Source organism: Pseudomonas sp. CG7, assembly GCF_023701885.1.
Lineage (GTDB): Bacteria > Pseudomonadota > Gammaproteobacteria > Pseudomonadales > Pseudomonadaceae > Aquipseudomonas > Aquipseudomonas zanjanensis.
This window is the reverse complement of the sequence record NZ_JABAEE010000040.1, coordinates 27,970-47,997: the sequence shown is the minus strand read 5'-3', so window position 1 is coordinate 47,997 and position 20,028 is coordinate 27,970. Positions and strand designations below refer to the sequence as shown.

General features: G+C 60.9%; 14 protein-coding genes. 12 read left to right on the top strand and 2 right to left on the bottom strand.

The genetic code is table 11. The features are described 5' to 3' along the window. Nucleotides 1-363: 363 nt before the first annotated feature. The 12 genes from tig to HGO40_RS17150 all read left to right on the top strand — a co-directional run bounded on the left by tig (nucleotide 364) and on the right by HGO40_RS17150 (nucleotide 18,057). Nucleotides 364-1,674 (top strand): trigger factor, encoded by a 1,311-nt coding sequence (gene tig / locus HGO40_RS17205; protein WP_250963994.1) that lies wholly within the window; start codon nucleotides 364-366, stop codon nucleotides 1,672-1,674. A 93-nt stretch (nucleotides 1,675-1,767) separates the two neighbouring features. Further along, nucleotides 1,768-2,403, top strand: coding sequence for an ATP-dependent Clp endopeptidase proteolytic subunit ClpP (gene clpP, locus HGO40_RS17200; RefSeq protein ID WP_186609760.1), 636 nt, complete (start codon nucleotides 1,768-1,770; stop codon nucleotides 2,401-2,403). Nucleotides 2,404-2,515: 112 nt separating this feature from the next. Continuing rightward, a complete protein-coding gene (gene clpX / locus HGO40_RS17195) occupies nucleotides 2,516-3,799 on the top strand; it encodes an ATP-dependent Clp protease ATP-binding subunit ClpX (RefSeq protein ID WP_250963993.1) in 1,284 nt (427 codons plus the stop codon). A 161-nt stretch (nucleotides 3,800-3,960) separates the two neighbouring features. Further along, nucleotides 3,961-6,357: an endopeptidase La gene (gene lon, locus HGO40_RS17190; protein WP_250963992.1), complete on the top strand. Its 2,397-nt coding sequence runs from the start codon at nucleotides 3,961-3,963 to the stop codon at nucleotides 6,355-6,357. Between the two features lie 149 nt (nucleotides 6,358-6,506). Further along, entirely contained in the window at nucleotides 6,507-6,779 is a 273-nt protein-coding gene (locus HGO40_RS17185) for an HU family DNA-binding protein (RefSeq protein ID WP_250963991.1), read from the top strand. Between the two features lie 224 nt (nucleotides 6,780-7,003). Further along, on the top strand, nucleotides 7,004-8,875 hold the full coding sequence (locus tag HGO40_RS17180; protein WP_250963990.1) for a SurA N-terminal domain-containing protein: 1,872 nt from the start codon (nucleotides 7,004-7,006) through the stop codon (nucleotides 8,873-8,875). Between the two features lie 678 nt (nucleotides 8,876-9,553). Next, on the top strand, nucleotides 9,554-10,171 hold the full coding sequence (gene lexA, locus HGO40_RS17175; protein ID WP_250963989.1) for a transcriptional repressor LexA: 618 nt from the start codon (nucleotides 9,554-9,556) through the stop codon (nucleotides 10,169-10,171). Next, a complete protein-coding gene (gene imuA, locus HGO40_RS17170) occupies nucleotides 10,171-10,803 on the top strand; it encodes a translesion DNA synthesis-associated protein ImuA (RefSeq protein ID WP_250963988.1) in 633 nt (210 codons plus the stop codon). Before lexA ends, imuA begins: the two co-directional genes overlap by 1 nt. A 7-nt stretch (nucleotides 10,804-10,810) precedes the next feature. Next, nucleotides 10,811-12,232 carry a Y-family DNA polymerase gene (locus HGO40_RS17165; RefSeq protein ID WP_250963987.1) on the top strand — a complete coding sequence of 474 codons (1,422 nt, stop codon included), beginning with the start codon at nucleotides 10,811-10,813 and terminating at the stop codon, nucleotides 12,230-12,232. Beyond that, a complete protein-coding gene (locus HGO40_RS17160; RefSeq protein WP_250963986.1) occupies nucleotides 12,229-15,306 on the top strand; it encodes an error-prone DNA polymerase in 3,078 nt (1,025 codons plus the stop codon). Before HGO40_RS17165 ends, HGO40_RS17160 begins: the two co-directional genes overlap by 4 nt. Before the next feature lie 273 nt (nucleotides 15,307-15,579). Continuing rightward, nucleotides 15,580-17,691 carry a hybrid sensor histidine kinase/response regulator gene (locus tag HGO40_RS17155; protein ID WP_250963985.1) on the top strand — a complete coding sequence of 704 codons (2,112 nt, stop codon included), beginning with the start codon at nucleotides 15,580-15,582 and terminating at the stop codon, nucleotides 17,689-17,691. A 96-nt stretch (nucleotides 17,692-17,787) separates the two neighbouring features. Then, nucleotides 17,788-18,057 carry a hypothetical protein gene (locus HGO40_RS17150; protein ID WP_250963984.1) on the top strand — a complete coding sequence of 90 codons (270 nt, stop codon included), beginning with the start codon at nucleotides 17,788-17,790 and terminating at the stop codon, nucleotides 18,055-18,057. Between the two features lie 204 nt (nucleotides 18,058-18,261). Here HGO40_RS17150 and HGO40_RS17145 read toward each other — a convergent pair whose 3' ends face one another. Beyond that, nucleotides 18,262-18,645 carry a VOC family protein gene (locus HGO40_RS17145; protein WP_250963983.1) on the bottom strand — a complete coding sequence of 128 codons (384 nt, stop codon included), beginning with the start codon at nucleotides 18,643-18,645 and terminating at the stop codon, nucleotides 18,262-18,264. Nucleotides 18,646-18,687: 42 nt separating this feature from the next. After that, a complete protein-coding gene (locus HGO40_RS17140) occupies nucleotides 18,688-19,812 on the bottom strand; it encodes an S-(hydroxymethyl)glutathione dehydrogenase/class III alcohol dehydrogenase (protein WP_250963982.1) in 1,125 nt (374 codons plus the stop codon). Nucleotides 19,813-20,028: the final 216 nt, after the last annotated feature.

Below are 20,028 nucleotides of genomic sequence, written 5' to 3'. Positions count from 1 at the left end.
TTTGTTTTCGGTGGTTCTGTGCTTGGCGTCGGCGCTGTTTTTGCGGTTGCGTACAGCGGACGGTTTGTCGCGAATGTGTTTCGTGATGATGCGTGGCATGCCCGTCGGTCTCCTTGTGGGGCGGGGCGCTGCGCGATCGGACAAGCCGCTTCTATATATAGAAGCGTTGGCGCAGAGCCCTGGACTGAATCGACTGTATTTGCAATCCGGGCGGGGCATGACCGTTTGTCCCGTCCTAAATCCGGCGCCTGTTTCCCGCGCGTTTTCAGTAGGGTGACTTCTTGAGTTTGACCTACTAGAATGCATGCCCTTGATTCTGGGGTCGGAAACGCCCGGCCAACGTCTGTGCAACGAGGAATATCCATGCAAGTTTCTGTTGAAAATACTTCTGCTCTTGAGCGCCGCATGAGCATCACCGTGCCGGCTGAGCGCATCGAGACTCAGGTCAACAAGCGTCTGCAGCAGACTGCCCAAAAGGCCAAAATCCCAGGTTTCCGCCCAGGCAAAGTGCCAATGAGCGTGATCCGTCAGCGTTACGAAGCTGATGCGCGTCAGGAAGCCGTGGGCGACGTGATCCAGTCTTCGTTCTACGAAGCGGTCGTCGAGCAGAAGCTGAACCCGGCCGGCGCTCCGTCCGTCGAGCCTAAAGTGCTGGAAAAAGGCAAGGACCTGGAATTCGTCGCTACTTTCGAAGTGTTCCCGGAGTTCACGGTTGCCGGTTTCGAATCCATCGCCGTCGAGCGCCTGAGCGCTGATGTGTCGGATGCCGACCTGGACAAGATGCTGGACATCCTGCGCAAGCAGAACACCCGTTTCGAAGTGACCGAGCGTGCTGCCCAGAACGAAGACCAACTGAACATCGATTTCGTCGGCAAGGTCGACGGTGATGTGTTCGCTGGCGGTTCCGCCAAGGCTACCCAGCTGGTACTGGGCTCCGGTCGCATGATCCCTGGCTTCGAAGATGGCCTGGTTGGCGCCAAGGCCGGTGAAGAGCGCGTGCTGAACGTGACCTTCCCCGAGGACTACCAGAACCTGGACCTGGCTGGCAAAGCCGCCGAGTTCACCGTGACCGTCAACAGCGTTTCCGAGCCGAAACTGCCTGAGCTGAACGAAGAATTCTTCGCCCAGTTCGGCATCAAGGAAACCGGTCTGGAAGGTTTCCGCGCCGAAGTTCGCAAGAACATGGAGCGTGAACTGCGCCAAGCCATCAAGTCCAAGGTCAAGAACCAGGTCATGGACGGTCTGCTGGCTTCCAACCCGATCGAAGTGCCAAAGGCCCTGCTGGACAACGAAGTGAACCGTCTGCGCGTACAGGCTGTTCAGCAGTTCGGCGGCAACATCAAGCCGGACCAACTGCCTGCCGAGCTGTTCGAAGAACAAGCCAAGCGCCGCGTCGTGCTGGGCCTGATCGTCGCCGAAGTGGTCAAGCAGTTCGAACTCAAGCCTGACGAAGCCCGTGTTCGCGAGCTGATCCAGGAAATGGCCTCGGCCTACCAGGAGCCTGAGCAAGTCGTGTCCTGGTACTACAAGAACGACCAGCAACTGAACGAAGTCCGTTCGGTTGTGCTGGAAGAACAAGTTGTGGATACTGTTCTGCAGAAAGCTAGCGTGACCGATAAAGCGGTCTCTTACGAAGAAGCGGTCAAGCCGGTGGAAGCTCCACAAGCCGATTGATGGTTCTGCGGTAAGAAATAAACACCCATAAGCCAGCCTTCGTGCTGGCTTATGCGTATTCAAGACATAACTATTTGGGAGTGACTGCGAGACATGTCCCGCAATTCTTTTTATCAGCAGAGCTCTGACATCCAGGCCGCAGGCGGCCTGGTCCCGATGGTTATCGAGCAGTCCGCCCGTGGCGAACGTGCCTATGACATCTACTCGCGTCTGCTCAAGGAACGCGTCATCTTTCTGGTGGGCCCGGTAGAGGACTACATGGCCAACCTGATCTGTGCGCAACTGTTGTTCCTTGAAGCCGAAAACCCGGACAAGGACATCCATCTCTATATCAACTCCCCGGGCGGTTCGGTGACGGCGGGCATGTCGATCTACGACACCATGCAGTTCATCAAACCTAACGTTTCGACGACCTGTATCGGTCAGGCGTGCAGCATGGGCGCGTTTTTGCTGACTGCTGGTGCCCATGGCAAGCGTTATTGCCTGCCGAACTCGCGCGTGATGATTCACCAGCCACTGGGCGGTTTCCAGGGCCAGGCATCGGATATCGAAATCCATGCCAAGGAAATCCTCTTCATCCGCGAGCGCCTCAACACCTTGATGGCCAAGCACAGCGGGCGCACGCTTGAAGAAATCGAGCGCGATACCAATCGCGACAATTTCATGAGCGCTGAAGCCGCACGTGAATATGGTCTGATCGATGAAGTGATCAGCCAGCGCCCCGCTTAAAATAAGCAGCTCAAAATGAGGTTGATCGGCAGGTCCGATCACCTGCGGGCTTGAAAAAGCCCGCAATTGCCTTCATCTTGTGTTGCAAGCCTATCGGATTTGGATCGATCGAATGACTGACACCCGCAACGGCGAGGACAACGGCAAACTGCTTTATTGCTCCTTCTGTGGCAAAAGCCAGCATGAAGTACGCAAATTGATTGCCGGCCCCTCGGTCTTCATTTGCGACGAGTGCGTCGACCTGTGCAATGACATCATCCGCGAGGAGGTGCAGGAAGCCCAGGCCGAGAGCAGCGCGCATAAATTGCCTTCGCCTAAAGAAATCAGCGGCATCCTTGATCAGTATGTGATTGGTCAGGAACGTGCGAAAAAGGTACTGGCCGTAGCGGTGTACAACCACTACAAGCGCCTGAACCAGCGTGACAAGAAGAATGACGAGGTCGAACTCGGCAAGAGCAACATCTTGCTGATCGGCCCGACAGGCTCGGGTAAGACCCTGCTTGCCGAAACCCTGGCCCGCTTGCTGAACGTTCCGTTCACCATCGCCGATGCAACCACCCTCACCGAGGCGGGTTATGTCGGTGAAGACGTCGAGAACATCATTCAGAAGTTGTTGCAGAAGTGCGACTACGATGTGGAAAAGGCCCAGATGGGCATTGTCTACATCGACGAAATCGACAAGATTTCCCGCAAGTCCGACAACCCGTCCATCACCCGGGACGTTTCCGGTGAAGGCGTGCAGCAGGCCTTGCTCAAGTTGATCGAAGGCACGGTCGCTTCCGTTCCACCCCAAGGTGGTCGCAAGCATCCGCAGCAGGAATTCCTGCAAGTTGATACCCGTAACATCCTGTTCATCTGCGGCGGTGCGTTCTCCGGCCTTGAAAAGGTTATTCAGAACCGTTCCACCCGCGGCGGCAGTGGTTTCAACGCCGAAGTGCGCAGCAAGGAAGAAGGCAAGAAGGTGGGTGAGTCCCTGCGTGAAGTCGAGCCTGACGATTTGGTCAAGTTCGGTCTGATCCCGGAATTCGTCGGTCGTCTGCCGGTCCTGGCAACGCTGGATGAGTTGGATGAAGCGGCGTTGATGCAGATTCTGACCGAGCCGAAGAACGCCCTGACCAAGCAGTATGCCAAGCTGTTCGAAATGGAAGGTGTAGACCTGGAGTTCCGTTCCGACGCGCTGAAATCGGTCGCCAAACGTGCCCTGGAGCGTAAGACCGGTGCTCGTGGGTTGCGCTCGATTCTCGAAGGCGTATTGCTCGACACGATGTATGAAATCCCCTCGCAGTCCGAGGTGAGTAAAGTCGTGATCGACGAAAGCGTTATAGAAGGCAAGTCCAAGCCATTGTATATCTATGAAAACAATGAGCCGGCTGCCAAGGCCGCACCGGACGCTTAAGCGTCCCGCTGCCGGAATAAAGAAGGGGCCTTCGGGCCCCTTTGCTTTTAGCGCGTTTTAGACGTGTCTTAGCGCTTGTTTTTTTTCAAGGCTGCCCCCATCTTGGTTTCAAGCTTACTTCCATCTGTTTCCGGCCCTAGGGCCGCCGTAGAGGCGAAATCATGAAGACAACCATCGAATTGCCTCTCCTGCCATTGCGCGATGTCGTGGTGTATCCGCACATGGTTATCCCGCTGTTCGTGGGGCGCGAGAAGTCCATCGAAGCCCTTGAGGCTGCGATGACGGGTGACAAGCAGATTCTGCTGCTGGCTCAGAGAAATCCGGCCGACGATGATCCCGGCGAAGACGCACTTTATCGCGTAGGTACGATTGCAACGGTTCTGCAGTTGCTCAAGTTGCCCGATGGCACCGTCAAGGTCCTGGTCGAAGGCGAGCAGCGCGGTACTGTCGAGCGTTTCAGCGAAGTGGACGGCCACTGCCGGGCCGAAGTGTCGCTGATCGAAGAAGTCGATGCGCCCGAGCGTGAATCAGAGGTGTTTGTCCGTAGCCTGCTGTCACAGTTCGAACAATACGTGCAATTGGGCAAGAAGGTGCCTGCAGAGGTCCTGTCGTCGCTTAACAGCATCGACGAGCCTGGACGACTGGTTGATACGATGGCGGCCCACATGGCCCTCAAGATCGAGCAGAAGCAGGAAATTCTCGAGATCATCGATCTGTCGGCCCGTGTCGAACACGTGCTCGCATTGCTCGATGGCGAAATCGATCTGTTGCAGGTCGAGAAACGCATTCGCGGTCGCGTCAAGAAGCAGATGGAGCGCAGCCAGCGCGAGTACTACCTGAATGAGCAGATGAAGGCCATTCAGAAGGAGCTGGGTGATGGCGATGAAGGCCACAACGAAATCGAAGAGCTGAAAAAGCGCATCGATGCCGCTGGCTTGCCCAAGGATGCCTTGGCCAAGGCCCAGGCTGAACTGAACAAGCTCAAGCAAATGTCGCCGATGTCTGCCGAAGCCACCGTGGTGCGCTCCTACATCGACTGGCTGGTCCAGGTGCCGTGGAAAGCCCAGAGCAAGGTGCGTCTGGACCTGGCACGGGCCGAAGACATCCTCGATGCCGACCATTACGGTCTGGAAGAGGTCAAGGAGCGCATCCTTGAATACCTCGCCGTGCAAAAGCGCGTGAAGAAGATTCGCGGTCCGGTCCTGTGCCTGGTCGGTCCTCCCGGGGTGGGTAAAACCTCCCTGGCGGAGTCGATTGCCCACGCGACCAACCGTAAATTCGTGCGCATGGCCCTGGGTGGCGTGCGTGACGAGGCGGAAATTCGTGGTCATCGCCGTACCTACATCGGTTCGATGCCGGGAAGATTGATTCAAAAGATGACAAAGGTCGGCGTGCGCAATCCGCTGTTCCTTCTGGACGAAATCGACAAGATGGGCAGCGACATGCGCGGCGATCCCGCCTCTGCATTGCTCGAAGTGCTCGATCCGGAGCAGAACCACAACTTCAACGATCACTACCTGGAGGTCGACTACGACCTGTCGGACGTGATGTTCCTCTGCACCTCCAACTCCATGAACATTCCGCCAGCGTTGCTGGACCGGATGGAGGTGATTCGTCTGCCGGGCTACACCGAGGACGAGAAGATCAACATCGCCGTGAAGTACCTTTCGCCCAAGCAGATCCAGGCCAATGGCCTGAAAAAAGGCGAGCTGGAATTCGACGAGGAAGCGATTCGCGACATCATCCGCTACTACACCCGCGAAGCCGGTGTGCGTGGTTTGGAGCGGCAGATTGCCAAGGTTTGCCGCAAGGCGGTCAAGGAACATGCGCTGGAAAAACGCTTCGCGGTCAAGGTCACTGCGGACCTGCTGGAGCATTTCCTGGGCGTGCGCAAGTTCCGCTACGGCTTGGCCGAGCAGCAGGACCAGATCGGCCAGGTGACTGGCCGGGCGTGGACTCAGGTCGGTGGCGAGTTGCTGACCATCGAAGCGGCCGTGGTACCGGGCAAGGGGCAACTGATCAAGACCGGTTCCCTGGGCGACGTGATGGTCGAGTCGATCACCGCGGCACTGACGGTGGTTCGCAGCCGCGCCCGGAGCCTGGGCATTCCCCTGGACTTCCATGAGAAGCGCGACACGCACATCCACATGCCTGAAGGGGCTACGCCCAAGGACGGCCCAAGCGCGGGTGTAGGCATGTGCACGGCCCTGGTCTCGGCCTTGACCGGTATTCCGGTGCGCGCCGACGTGGCCATGACGGGTGAAATCACGCTGCGCGGTCAAGTGCTGGCGATTGGTGGATTGAAGGAAAAACTGCTGGCGGCACACCGTGGCGGGATCAAGATCGTGATCATTCCCGAAGAGAATGTCCGCGATCTGAAGGAAATTCCTGACAACATCAAGCAAGATCTTCAGATCAAACCGGTTAAATGGATTGACGAGGTCCTGCAAATTGCGCTGCAATACGCGCCGGAGCCCTTGCCGGATGTGGCTCCGGAGATTGTCGCGAAGGAAGAAAAGCGAGAGTCTGACTCTAAGGAAAGAATTAGCACGCATTAATACGCATTTGCCTGGGGGGCCTTCCTTGACAGTTTTTTAGAGCCCTTGTTATAAAGCGGCTCTTAAGTGTCTGCAGGCCATTCAGCACTCGTTTTTGCTTTCACCAAAAAAACTTAGAATCATCTCAAATAGATATAAGGGGACTTAGAGTGAACAAGTCGGAACTGATTGATGCTATCGCTGCATCCGCTGATATCCCGAAAGCTGCTGCTGGCCGTGCGCTGGACGCTGTAATCGAATCCGTCACTGGCGCTCTCAAGGCTGGCGACTCCGTTGTTCTGGTTGGTTTCGGCACCTTCTCCGTGACCGATCGTCCTGCTCGTATCGGTCGCAACCCGCTGACCGGTAAGACGCTGGAAATCGCTGCTGCCAAAAAACCCGGCTTCAAAGGTGGTAAAGCACTGAAAGAAGCCGTTAACTAAGGTTTCGTTGAGTTTATCCGGGTCGGGGTCATGCCTGGCTTGGCAGCGGAGCGGTAATACGGCCGGTTGCTACCGGTCTGGCACGCCAGGGCTTGCAGGTTCGAGCCCGGTCCGCTCCGCCAGTTACGAGAAGGCGCATCCTCGGATGCGCCTTTCTTCTATCCGGATTCTACCCACGCTCCACGGTTGCCTAAATTTGAAGTTCAACCGTTTCTGGGGGACGCATGCTGCAGAATATCAGGGACAATTCACAAGGCTGGATTGCCAAGACCATCATCGGGATCATCGTCGCATTGATGGCGTTGACCGGTTTCGAAGCCATTTTTCAAGCCACGTCGATCACCAATGAGGCGGCCAAGCTCAACGGCGAAGAGATCAGCCAGAACGAGCTGAGCCAAGCGGTCGACATGCAACGCCGTCAGCTCATGCAACAGTTGGGCAAGGATTTCGACGCCTCCCTGCTGGACGAAAAAATGCTGCGCGATTCGGCACTCAAGGGCCTGATCGATCGCAAGTTGCTGCTGCAAGGCGCACACGATGCGAAATTCGCTTTCTCCGAAGCTGCGCTCGATCAAGTGGTCCTGCAAACGCCTGAGTTCCAGGTCGATGGCAAATTCAGCGCCGAGCGTTTCGATCAAGTGATCCGCCAGCTGGGTTACAGCCGTATGCAATTCCGCCAGATGCTGGCTCAGGAAATGCTGATCGGTCAGTTGCGCGCCGGCCTGGCAGGCAGCGGTTTCGTCACCGATGCCCAGGTACTGGCATTCGCCCGCTTGGAAAAGCAGACCCGTGATTTCGCCACCTTGGACATCAAGGCCGATCCGGCGTCGGTGAAGCTGACCGATGATGAGGTCAAGGCTTACTACGACCAACACGCCAAGGAATTCATGACGCCTGACCAGGTGGTCATCGATTACCTCGAGCTGAAGAAAGCCTCTTTCTTCGATCAGGTCAGCGTCAAGGACGAAGACCTGCAAGCGGCTTACCAGAAAGAAATCGCCAATCTGTCCGAGCAACGTCGGGCTGCGCACATCCTGATCGAAGTGAACGACAAGGTCACCGAAGCCCAGGCCAAGGCGAAGATCGAAGAGGTCCAGGCTCGCCTGGCCAAAGGCGAATCGTTTGAAGCCCTGGCGAAGGAGTTTTCCCAGGATCCGGGTTCGGCGAACAACGGCGGCGATCTCGGCTATGCCGGCCCAGGCGTCTACGATCCGGAGTTCGAAAAGGCCTTGTACGCCTTGAACAAGGATCAGGTCTCGGCACCGGTGCGCACCGACTTCGGTCTGCACCTGATCAAGCTGCTGGGTGTCGAAGCACCTGAAGTGCCGAGCTTTGCCAGCCTCAAGGACAAACTGACCCGCGATCTGAAGACCCAGCAGGTGGAGCAGCGTTTCGTGGAGGCGACCAAGCAATTGGAAGATGCCTCGTTCGAAGCGTCCGACCTGGCGCATCCGGCCCAGGACCTGAAGCTGACCGTCCACACATCGGCCCCGTTCGGTCGTGAAGGCGGCGAAGGCATTGCGGCCAATCGCGCGGTGGTGACTGCGGCGTTCAGCCCGGAAGTGCTGGAAGAGGGTGCCAACAGCACCGCCATCGAGCTGGACCCGGAAACCGTCGTGGTCCTGCGGGCCAAGGAGCACCGCAAGCCTGAGCAACTGCCGCTGGAAAAAGTGGCTGGCCCTATTCGTGCTCAATTGACCAAGGAACACGCCAGCGCAGCGGCCAAGACCCGCGCCGACGAGTTGATCGCCAGCCTGCGTGATGGCAAGACGCCGCTGGACAAACCGGTGGACGGCCAGGGCTGGAAAGCCACCGAGGCGGTCACCCGCAACCAGGAAGGCATCGACCCGGCGGTGCTGCAAGCACTGTTCCGCATGCCCAAGCCTGAGTCCAAGGACAAGCCGACTTTCAGCAGCGTGACCTTGCCTGACGGCAGCCTGGTGGTCGTGCGTCTGAACGGTGTAAACGAAGCGGCGGCACCGACTGACGAAGAGAAGGCGCAATATCGCCGCTACCTCGCGTCCCGCGTGGGTCAGCAGGACTTTGCGGCGTACCGCAAGCAGTTGGAGAGTCAGGCGGATATCAAGCGTTTCTGATTGCTTGATGCTTTTTCAAACTTGGTTGTAATGCTGCTCATTTAGAGAAACGGCGCTTCTGCAGAAATGGGAAGCGTCGTTTTTTTTTGGTTTTTTGAGAGGGGGCGGGTTTTGTGTGTATATCCGTTGCTGCGGTAACGGCCACTTAGGGTTCCGCCCTGACGGCGGCTCACTTTTTTTCAAACGCCAAAAAAAGTAAGCAAAAAAGGCTTGCCCCACCACTCGGTGCCTCGCCTAGGCTCGGCATGCCCTCTCTCCGGCATTGCTCCGTGGGCCCGCCGCGAAGGGCCATCCATGGCCCAGCGCGGCTATCCCGGCATCCATGCCGGGATGCCCACTCCACAATGCCTGCGTTCGGCCAGCGTGGTTAACGGGGCCTCAAGATCAAAAGCAAAAGCAAAAGCAAAAGCGAGGCGGCCTGATAGCCGACCTGGTTCTTGGTGAGACCGCGTTCCCCCTGTGGGAGCGAGCCTGCTCGCGAAGACGGTCTTTCAACCGACCTGCTCTGACAGTCGTACTTCGATCCCATTGTGGGAGCGAGCTTGCTCGCGATGGCGGTGGGTCAGCTTGCCTGGGTGTTGAATGTGCTGATGCCTTCGCGAGCAAGCTCGCTCCCACAGGGTATTGCGGTGTGAACTGACTGGCGGCGCTTGTCAGGAAAACCCCGGAAGAGTACAAATGTACTCCATGACGACTCTCACTCCCCGCCGCACCGCCATCCTGACGTTTATCCGCGAACGCATCGCCGATCAGGGTCAGCCTCCAAGCCTCGCTGAAATCAGCGAGGCATTCGGTTTTGCCTCTCGCAGCGTGGCGCGCAAGCATGTGCTGGCGTTGACCGAGGCTGGTTTCATCGAAGTCAATCCGCACCAGGCCCGGGGCATTCGCTTGCTGAACCAGCCGTCGCGGCCCGAACTGCTTGACGTGCCGGTGCTGGGGCGAGTGGCTGCCGGCCTGCCGATTGGCGCCGATGCCGAGGTCCACAGTCGCCTGATGCTGGACCCGGCGATTTTCACCAAGGCGCCGGATTACCTGCTGCGGGTCCAGGGCGATTCGATGATCGAGGACGGCATTCTCGACGGTGACCTGGTGGGCGTGCAGCGTACGCCGCAGGCTGCCAACGGCCAGATCGTCGTGGCGCGCCTGGACGGTGAAGTCACCATCAAGCGCTTCGAGCGCACCGGCGAGCGGGTGCGTTTGCTGCCGCGCAACCCGGCCTACCAGCCGATCATCGTCGAGGCCGACCAGGACCTGGCGATAGAAGGGGTGTTCTGTGGACTGGTGAGGCAAGGCTGATGGGCGCTGTCGTTGCGCTGGACACGCTGTTCAATGGCGGCCAGGTCTGGAAGGGCCGGCCCGCGCCGCCGGCTGCCAGCCCGCAACCCACTGGCCATGACGCACTGGACGCGGCGTTGCCCAGTGGCGGCTGGCCGGAAGCGGCATTAACGGAATTGCTCATCGCCGCGCCGGGCGTGGGCGAGTTGCAATTGGTTTGGCCGACCCTGGCGCGGCTGGCGGCGGCGGGGGAGCGGATTGTGTTGGTGGCGCCGCCATTCGTGCCTTATCCCCAGGCTTGGCAGAACGCCGGCATCGACCTACGTCAGTTGTCGATCATCCGTGCCGATGAGCGTGAGGCCCTCTGGGCCACCGAACAATGCCTGCGGTCGGGCAGTTGTGGCGCGGTGCTGTGCTGGCCCCGCCAAGCGGACGACCGGGCCTTGCGCCGCTTGCAAGTGGCGGCGGAAACCGGCCAGACCCTGGCATTCGCCTGGCGCCCGATCCAGGAGGCTATCAACCCGTCGCCGGCGGCCTTGCGCATCGCCATCGATACCCGGCCGGCGCAATTGCGCGTGCTCAAGTGCCGGGGCGGGCTGGCCCGTTCGGCGCCGATTGCCTTTGCCACGCTCGCCCCACAAACCGGGCATTGAGGTTGCGATGCGCTGGGTCTGTATTCTTTTCCCGCAATTGGCGCTGGACGCCGCGCTGCGTCAGCGCCCCGATCCCGCCCAGCCCCTGGCCTTGCGGACCGGCCCGGCCCAGCGCCGGATCCTGCAAGCGGTGAACGCGCCGGCACGGGCCCTGGGCTTGCGTCCCGGCCAGACCATGACCGCCGCCCAGGCCTTGAGCAAAGGCTTTGCCACCGCCGAGTACGACGCGGCGCAGATCGAGTATTGGCAACAGTTCCTGGCGGCCTGGGCCTACCGTTTCAGCTCCCAGGTCAGCGTACATTACCCGCGTACCCTGCTGTTCGAGATCGAGTCGAGCCTGGGCCTGTTCGGGCCTTGGCCGGTGTTCGAGGCGCGCTTGCGAGCCGAGCTGAACGAGCTGGGCTTTCGTCATCGCATCGTCGCCGCCCCCAACCCGGTGGCGGCGCGGGTGCTGGCCAATGCCTATGACGCCCTGGTGGTGCCCGATGCCGAGACCTTGCAGCACTGCCTGGGCCACATGCCCGTGGAACGAATTGGCCTGGAGCCCGACGTCGCCACGGCGCTGTCGCGCATGGGCCTGCGCCGCCTGAACCAGGTCCAGGCCTTGCCCCGACAGACCCTGGCTCGGCGTTTCGAGGCCCAGGTGCTCAAGCACCTCGATGCGTTGACGGGCAGCCGCACCCTGGCGCTGTCGTTCTACCTGCCGCCCGACCGTTTCGATGTGCGCATCGAACTCAACTATGACGTGCAATCCCATCAGGCGCTGCTGTTCCCGTTGCGCCGCCTGACCGGTGACCTGTCGGCCTTCCTCTGCGGCCGCGACAGCGGCGTGCAGCGCTTCGACTTGCACCTGGAACACGCCGGGTTGCCGGATACGGTGATCAAGGTCGGCCTGCTCAGCGCCGAACGTGACCCGGCGATGCTCTTCGAACTGGCCCGCGGTCGCTTGGAACAAGTCCAGGTCGAGGCCCCGGTGCGGGGTTTTCGCTTGTGCGCAGAAGACCTGCCGAGTTTCGTGCCCCAGCGCCTGGAGCTGTTTGACGAACGCCCGCAACAGTCATTGCCCTGGGAGCAACTGCGGGAACGGCTGCGGGCCCGCCTGGGGGATGATGCCGTGCAAGGCTTGGGGTTTCGCGACGACCATCGGCCTGAGTGCGCCTGGCAGATGACGGCCCAACCCCGTTCCCAGGTTTGTCCGGCGCGCGAGGGCGTGCAGCGTCCCGGCTGGCTGTTGGATGAACCCCAGGCTTTGCCGCAAGGCCAGGCACAGATCCTCATGGGGCCCGAGCGCATCGAGACCGGTTGGTGGGATGGCGCGGATGTGCGCCGCGACTATTACCTGATCGAAACCCGCAGCGGACAACGGGGCTGGGCCTATCGACCGGTGGGCGAGGGCGGGCCGCTGTGGCTGCAGGGCTGGTTCGCATGAGCGTTGAATATGCCGAGCTGCATTGCCTGTCGAACTTCAGTTTCCAGCGCGGCGCCTCCAGTGCCCTGGAGTTGTGCCGTCGCGCCAAGCAGCAGGGCTATCAGGCCTTGGCGATCACCGATGAATGCACCCTGGCCGGGATCGTCCGGGCCTGGCAGGCGGCCAAGGAGTTGGCGCTGCAATTGATTGTCGGCAGCGAAATCCAGGTCGAGAACGGTCCGAAACTGGTGCTGCTGGTGGAAAACCTGGACGGCTATCAAGCCTTGTGCCGGTTGATCACCCGCGCCCGTCGCCGCAGCGAGAAGGGCCACTATCGCATCGTGCGGGAGGACTTCGACGAGCCCTTGCCGGGGCTGCTGGCGTTGTGGGTCGCCGAGGGCAAGGACGCCGAGGAGCACGGACGTTGGCTCCAGCCGATCTTTGCCGGGCGCTTGTGGCTGACGGTCCAGTTGCATTGTGGACAGGACGACCGCCGACGGCTGGCGGACTGCCTGGCACTGGCCGAACGCTTGGATCTTCCGGCCGTGGCCAGCGGCGATGTGCACATGCATGTGCGCGGCCGTCGTGCCTTGCAGGACACCATGACCGCCATCCGCCACCACGTCACGGTGGCCGAGGCCGGCCAGCGCCTGCACCCCAACGGCGAGCGCCACTTGCGCAGCCGCAAGGATCTGGCCGAGCTCTACCCGCGGGCCTTGCTCGATGAAACCCTGGCCATCGCCCGGCGCTGCACCTTCGACCTTGGCCAACTGCGCTATGAATATCCGCGTGAGCTGGTGCCCGAGGGGCATGATCCGGCGTCCTGGCTGCGGGAACTGACCGAGCGGGGTATGCGCGAGCGGTGGAAGGATGGCGTGACAGACAAGGTGCGGGCACAGATCGACAAGGAGCTAAGCCTGATCGCCGAGTTGGGCTATGACAGCTATTTCCTCACCGTGCAGGACATTGTCAGTTTTGCCCGCAGCCGCCATATCCTCTGCCAGGGACGCGGTTCGGCGGCCAACTCGGCGGTGTGCTACGCCTTGGGCATTACCGAAATCGACCCCAGTCTCACCAGCCTGTTGTTCGAGCGTTTCCTGTCCCGGGAGCGCAACGAGCCGCCGGACATCGACGTCGATTTCGAACACGACCGTCGCGAGGAAGTGCTGCAGTACGTGTTCCAGCGCTACGGTCGTCATCGTGCGGCCTTGACGGCGGTGGTCAGCAGTTACCACGGCGCCGGGGCGGTGCGCGATGTGGCCAAGGCCCTGGGCCTGCCGCCGGACCAGGTCAATGCCCTGGCCGATTGCTGCGGCCGTTGGAGCGACGAGGCGCCGCCGGTGGAGCGCTTGCGTGAAGGCGGCTTCGACCCGGACAGCCCGGTGTTGCGCCGGGTCTTGGGCCTGACCCAGCAATTGATCGGTTTCCCCCGGCACTTATCCCAGCACCCTGGCGGCTTCGTGATTTCCGAACAGCCCCTGGACACCCTGGTGCCGGTGGAAAACGCGGCCATGGCCGAGCGCACCATCATCCAGTGGGACAAGGACGACCTGGACGCGGTCGGGCTGCTCAAGGTGGATATCCTGGCCTTGGGCATGCTCAGCGCGATTCGGCGTTGTTTCGACCTGATCGAGCAGTACCGGGGGCAGCGTTATGCCTTGGCGTCGTTGCCCAAGGAAGATCCGGCGACCTACCAGATGATCTCGCGGGCCGACACCATCGGTGTCTTCCAGATCGAATCCCGGGCGCAGATGTCGATGTTGCCTCGGCTGAGACCCGAGAGGTTCTACGATTTGGTCATCGAAGTGGCGATCGTGCGGCCCGGGCCGATCCAGGGAGGGATGGTGCACCCGTACCTGCGGCGCAGAAACAAGGAAGAGGCGGTGACGTATCCCTCTGAAGCGCTGAAAACAGTGCTTGACCGCACCCTGGGTGTTCCCTTGTTCCAGGAGCAGGTCATGCAGATCGCCATCGTCGCGGCCGACTATACCCCGGGCGAAGCCGACCAATTGCGGCGCTCCATGGCTGCCTGGAAACGTCACGGTGGGTTGGAGCCCCATCGGGAACGCCTGGCGCAGGGGATGATGAACAATGGCTACACCGCTGAATTCGCCGCGCAAATCTTCGAACAGATCAAAGGCTTCGGCAAATACGGTTTTCCCGAATCCCACGCTGCCAGTTTCGCCTTGCTGACCTACGCCAGCAGCTGGCTCAAAAGCCACGAACCGGCGGCGTTTGCCTGTGCCTTGATCAACAGTTGGCCGATGGGGTTCTACAGCCCGGACCAGATCCTCCAGGATGCCAGCCGGCATCAACTGTCGATCCGCCCGGTGGACGTGCGCGCCAGCGATTGGGAGTGCAGCCTCGAGCCCATGGACGGCCGGCAACCGGCGATCCGCATGGGGCTGCGCCTGGGCAAGGGGTTTCGCGAAGAGGATGCCCGCCGGATCGAAGCGGCGCGCCGGCAGCGGCCCTTCAGCGACGTGGCCGACTTGGGTGAACGCGCGCAACTCGATGCCCGGGCCCAGGCGCAACTGGCGGACTCGGGGGCCTTGCAGGGCTTGGCCGGGGATCGCCATCGGGCTCGCTGGGAAGTGGCCGGGGTGCAGAAGCAACTGGGCCTTTTCGCCGGTTTGCCCAGCCAGGAAGAACCGCCCGTGACCCTGCCCGAACCCACGCTGGGGGAAAACCTGTTTGCCGATTACGCCACGCTGGGCACGACACTTGGCCCTCATCCGCTGGCCCTGCTGCGTTCCGAACTGCGCGCCCGGCGCTGCCGCAGTTCACGGGAATTGCAGGACGTGGAGCATGGCCGCAACGTCAGCGTCGCCGGGCTGGTCACCGGCCGCCAACGCCCAGGCACGGCCAGCGGCGTGACCTTCGTCACCCTGGAAGATGAATTCGGCAACCTCAACGTGGTGGTCTGGCGCGACCTGGCCGAGCGCCAGCGCAAGACCCTGGTGGGCTCGCAATTGCTCAGGGTCGACGGGCGTTGGGAAAGCGTCGGCGAGGTCCGCCACTTGATCGCCGGGCGCTTGAGCGACCTGACTGAATTGTTGGCGGGTATCCAGGTGCAAAGCCGCGATTTCCGCTGAGGTTGCTATAACACCACAACCCTGTGGCGAGGGAGCTTGCTCCCGCTCGGCGGCGCAGCCGTCGTAAACCAGCCGGCCCGGTGTGCCTGAAGGATTGCGTCAGCCTTTTTTGGGGCTGCTTTGCAGCCCAGCGGGAGCACGCTCCCTCGCCACAGGGATCGTGCGCAAACCGGTCAGCATGAAACCAAACGCCAACCCGACGCTCGAAGCTCTGATCGCAAGGGATTTGTGTATGCCGATTCCCTGCAGGTATTTTGAGGCTCAGAGTCGACCATGCAGTTTCTATCCCTGAATCACGGGTGCCCAGGGTGGGGCGGTGAGATGGCCGGGCGTATCCGGGCGTTCGATTGGAGCCGAACCGAGTTGGGCGCCATCGAGCACTGGTCCGCCAGCTTGCGCAGCGCTGTCCAATTGTTGTTGGCTTCGCCCCTGCCGATGGTGATGTTGTGGGGCCGCCAGGGCTTCATGATCTACAACGATGCCTACGCCGAGTTCGCTGGCGGCCGCCATCCCTACCTGCTGGGGTGCGCGGTGGAGTTGGGCTGGCCGGAGGTCGCTGAATTCAATCGCCATGTCCTGGACGTCTGCCTGGCCGGCGGCACCTTGTCCTACCGTAGCAAAGAGCTGGTCCTGCTACGCGATGGCAAGCCTGAAGACGTGTGGATGGACCTCTACTACAGCCCGGTGCCCGATGACGACCAATCTCCGGCGGGGGTGTTGGCGATTGTGGTGGAAACCACCGAGCACGTATTGACCGAGCGCGCCCGGCAAGCGGCCGAACGCAGTTACCGCGCGGTCAATGAACGCATCCAGCTGGCGCTCTCGGCCGGGCCCTTGCTGGGGTCGTTCGTCTGGGACATCCAGGCCGACACGTTGTCGGGCGATGAGCGTTTCGCCCGTACTTTCAACTACCCACCCGACTGTTCGCTGGACGCATTGCCCATCGAAATTGCCCGCCAGGGTATCCACCCGGACGACCTTGAAGAGGTCAACCAGCGGGTCGAACTGACCGTGCGCACCGGCGTGTCTTACAGCGCTGAATATCGGGTTCGCCGCCTGGTCGGCAACTATCGCTGGGTGCTGGCCAGCGGTCGATGTGAGTTCGATGGGGCGGGCAAGCCCCTGCGTTTTCCGGGGGTGCTGATTGATATCGATGAGCGCAAGACGGCCGATGCGTCGCTGCTCAAGTTCACCCGCGATTTGGAGCAACGCGTCGCCAACGAGGTGCAGGCGCGGCTGGCAGCGGAAGAACAGTTGCGCCAGTCACAGAAGCTGGAGGCCATTGGCGGCCTCACCGGTGGTGTGGCCCATGACTTCAACAACTTGCTGCAGGTGATCGCCGGCAACCTGCATTTACTGGCACGCCACGAACGAGACAATGCCAATGTGCAACGACGGGTCAGTGCTTCCATCGAAGCCGTGGAGCGGGGGGCCAAGCTGTCCTCGCAGTTGCTGGCATTTGCCCGGCGCCAGCCCTTGTCACCGGCGGTCTACAACCCTCGGCGCATCTACGAGGGCATGGGTGAGTTGCTGCAACGGGCCCTGGGCGAAACCATTCAGATTGAAGTGAGCCTGCCCCAGGCGCCATGGTGCATCCACGTTGATCGCAACCAACTGGAAAACGCCCTGTTGAACCTGGCAATCAATGCCCGTGACGCCATGGATGGCGAGGGCACCATCCGCCTGCTCGGCGAGAACATCGTGCTCGATGAAGCGTTCTGCGCCGGCAAGGGAATCCCGGCCGGCGACTATGTTCGACTGTCGGTGATCGATTGTGGTGCCGGCATGCCGCCCGATGTCCTGCAGCAAGTGTTCGAACCGTTTTTCACCACCAAGACCGATGGCCAGGGCACTGGGCTTGGATTGAGCATGGTGTTCGGGTTCGTCAAGCAGAGTGGCGGCCATATCGAGATTTCCAGCGACCTGGGTGAAGGCACGCGGGTGCGGATGTATTTCCCTCGAAGCCTTGCGCCCGAAGTAGGGGAAACCGAGCAACACGACGCGCTTCAGTCCGGCCGGCAGGAGACGATTCTGGTGGTGGAGGACAACGACGAGGTGCGCAGTGCGTCGGTGGACCTGCTGGAGCAGTCAGGCTATCGGACCCTCACGGCCGCCAACGGCGATGAGGCGATGAAACTGCTGCTGGACGGCACCGCGGTGGACCTGATTTTCACCGACGTGGTCATGCCTGGCCTGATCAAGAGTTCCGACCTGGCCGCCTGGGCCAAGGTGCAGAGCCCGCCGGTCCCGGTGCTGTTCACCTCGGGCCATACCCGGGACATCATCTCCCGAAACCATCAATTGAGCCCCGACACCCATTTGTTGAGCAAACCCTACGGCCCGGACGCATTGGCCCGGATGATCAGGAGTGTGTTGGGCGGTTGATCGCTGCGTTTTAAACAAATGGAACCGAAGCCGTTGCGTCATCTTCGAATGTTCAAGACCGGTCAACCATCCGGCCCTGCCATGAACGAGGTGCCTATGAACGACCATCCCGCAAACACCCAGCCACAGACGCCGTCTGCGCGTAATGATCCGGCCATCGACCCCCAGGTTCCGGGCAAAGCGTCTGATGCCGAGCCAGTCAGTCATGCCGGAACGGACCAGGCTGATAGCGCCGCCACTGAGGTCGATCAGAAGCAGCACCACCAGGACAATGACAACACCTTCAGCCCCGGCTTCAAGCCTGCTCCGGACCGGCCGAAATCCGGTGACAGCACGGATGCCGATATCGATACCGATGGGGGCTAGGTTGGTCGCCAAACGCGTGAGGCAGGTTGGGCTCGATGTTGACTGTGCCGCCGCCATCGCGAGCAGGCTCGCTCCCACAGTGGTCCTTTGGTGAATGAGATACTCATGAACACCCAAGACTCCTGTGATGAACATGATATTCATGAACACCCACGATCCCTGTGGGAGCGAGCTTGCTCGCGATAGCGGTGGTGCTGCCTGCGTTTATTCAGCCTTGAAGCAATACACCGCCAGCTTGTGGCCATCCAGGTCCCGGGCATAAGCGGCGAAGGCGTTGTCCGCCCAGCCACGCGGGCCTGGCAGGCCTTCGCAGACGCCGCCGTTTGCCAGGGCGGCCGTATGGAACGCCTGGACCGCCGCGCGGTTCGGCGCTTCGAAGCTCACCGTGACGCCGTTGCCGATGGTGGCCGCACTGCCGTTGGCCGGATTGAGGACAAAAAATGACGGCTTGTCGACGCCCCAGATGGAGCCGGCCGCGTTGAGGTCGGCAACACGCTTGAGGCCGATCTCTTTCAGGGTGGCGTCATAAAATGCGCGTGCTTTTGCCAGGTTGTTGGTGCCGACGGTGACATGGGTAAAAACGGACATCTTGGTTTCCTTTCTTTGGGTCATTGGGTTTACGAGCGGATTTCAGAAATGAATGACGGTACGAATGCTCTGCCCGGTGTGCATCAACTCGAAGGCTTCGTTGATCGCTTCCAGGGGCATGTTGTGGGTGATGAAGGTTTCCAGCGGGATCTCCCCGCGACTGGCCTTCTCCACATAACTGGGTAGTTCGGTGCGGCCTTTCACGCCGCCGAAGGCACTGCCGCGCCACACCCGACCGGTGACGAGCTGGAACGGGCGGGTGCTGATTTCCTGGCCGGCGCCGGCCACACCGATGATGATCGACTCGCCCCAGCCCTTATGGCAGCACTCCAGCGCTGCGCGCATCAATTGCACGTTGCCGACGCATTCGAAGGAGTAATCCACGCCACCGTCGGTGAGTTCGACGATGACGTCCTGGATCGGCCGGTCATCCTCCTTGGGATTGATGAAATCCGTCGCGCCCAACGACAGGGCGACATCGCGCTTGGCTGGGTTGATGTCGATGGCCAGGATGCGCCCGGCGTTGGCCATCTTGGCGCCAATGATCGCTGCCAGGCCGATACCCCCCAACCCGAAAATCGCCACGCTGGCACCGGCCTCGACCTTTGCCGTGTTGAGGACCGCGCCAATCCCCGTGGTCACTCCGCAGCCGAGCAGGCAAACCTGCTCCAATGGTGCGTCCTTGGATATCTTCGCCAGGGAAATTTCCGGCAGCACCGTGTATTCGGAAAAGGTCGAGCAGCCCATGTAGTGGAACAGCGGCTGGCCTTCGTAAGAGAAGCGCGAAGTGCCGTCGGGCATCAGGCCTTTGCCCTGGGTGGCCCTGACGGCCTGGCAGAGGTTGGTCTTGCCCGAGAGGCAGAATTTGCATTGCCGGCATTCCGCGGTATAGAGCGGGATCACGTGGTCGCCGACTTGCAGCGAGGTCACGCCTTCGCCGATGGACTCGACCACACCACCGCCTTCATGCCCCAGCACGGTGGGGAAAATGCCTTCGGGATCGCTGCCCGACAGGGTGAAGGCGTCGGTGTGGCAAACGCCGGTGGCGACGATGCGCACCCGGACCTCACCGGCCTTGGGTGGCGCCACATCGATGGTGACCAACCGCAACGGTTCATTGGGCGCGAATGCGACCGCAGCCCTTGATTTCAAGGTCTGTGCTGACATGGAAAAGCCTCGTGTTAGTTGCAACGCTATCTACTTGAGAAACGATGAACCTGTGGCGCGGGAGCTTGCTCCCGCTCGGCCTGAGCTGGTAGGAGCTGTGTAGGAGCTGTCGAGTGCAACGAGGCTGCGATCTTTCCCCAGCCACTTGAATCTCAAGCGAGAGATCAAGATCAAGATCAAAAGATCGCAGGCTTCGCCAGCTCCTACAGAACCCAG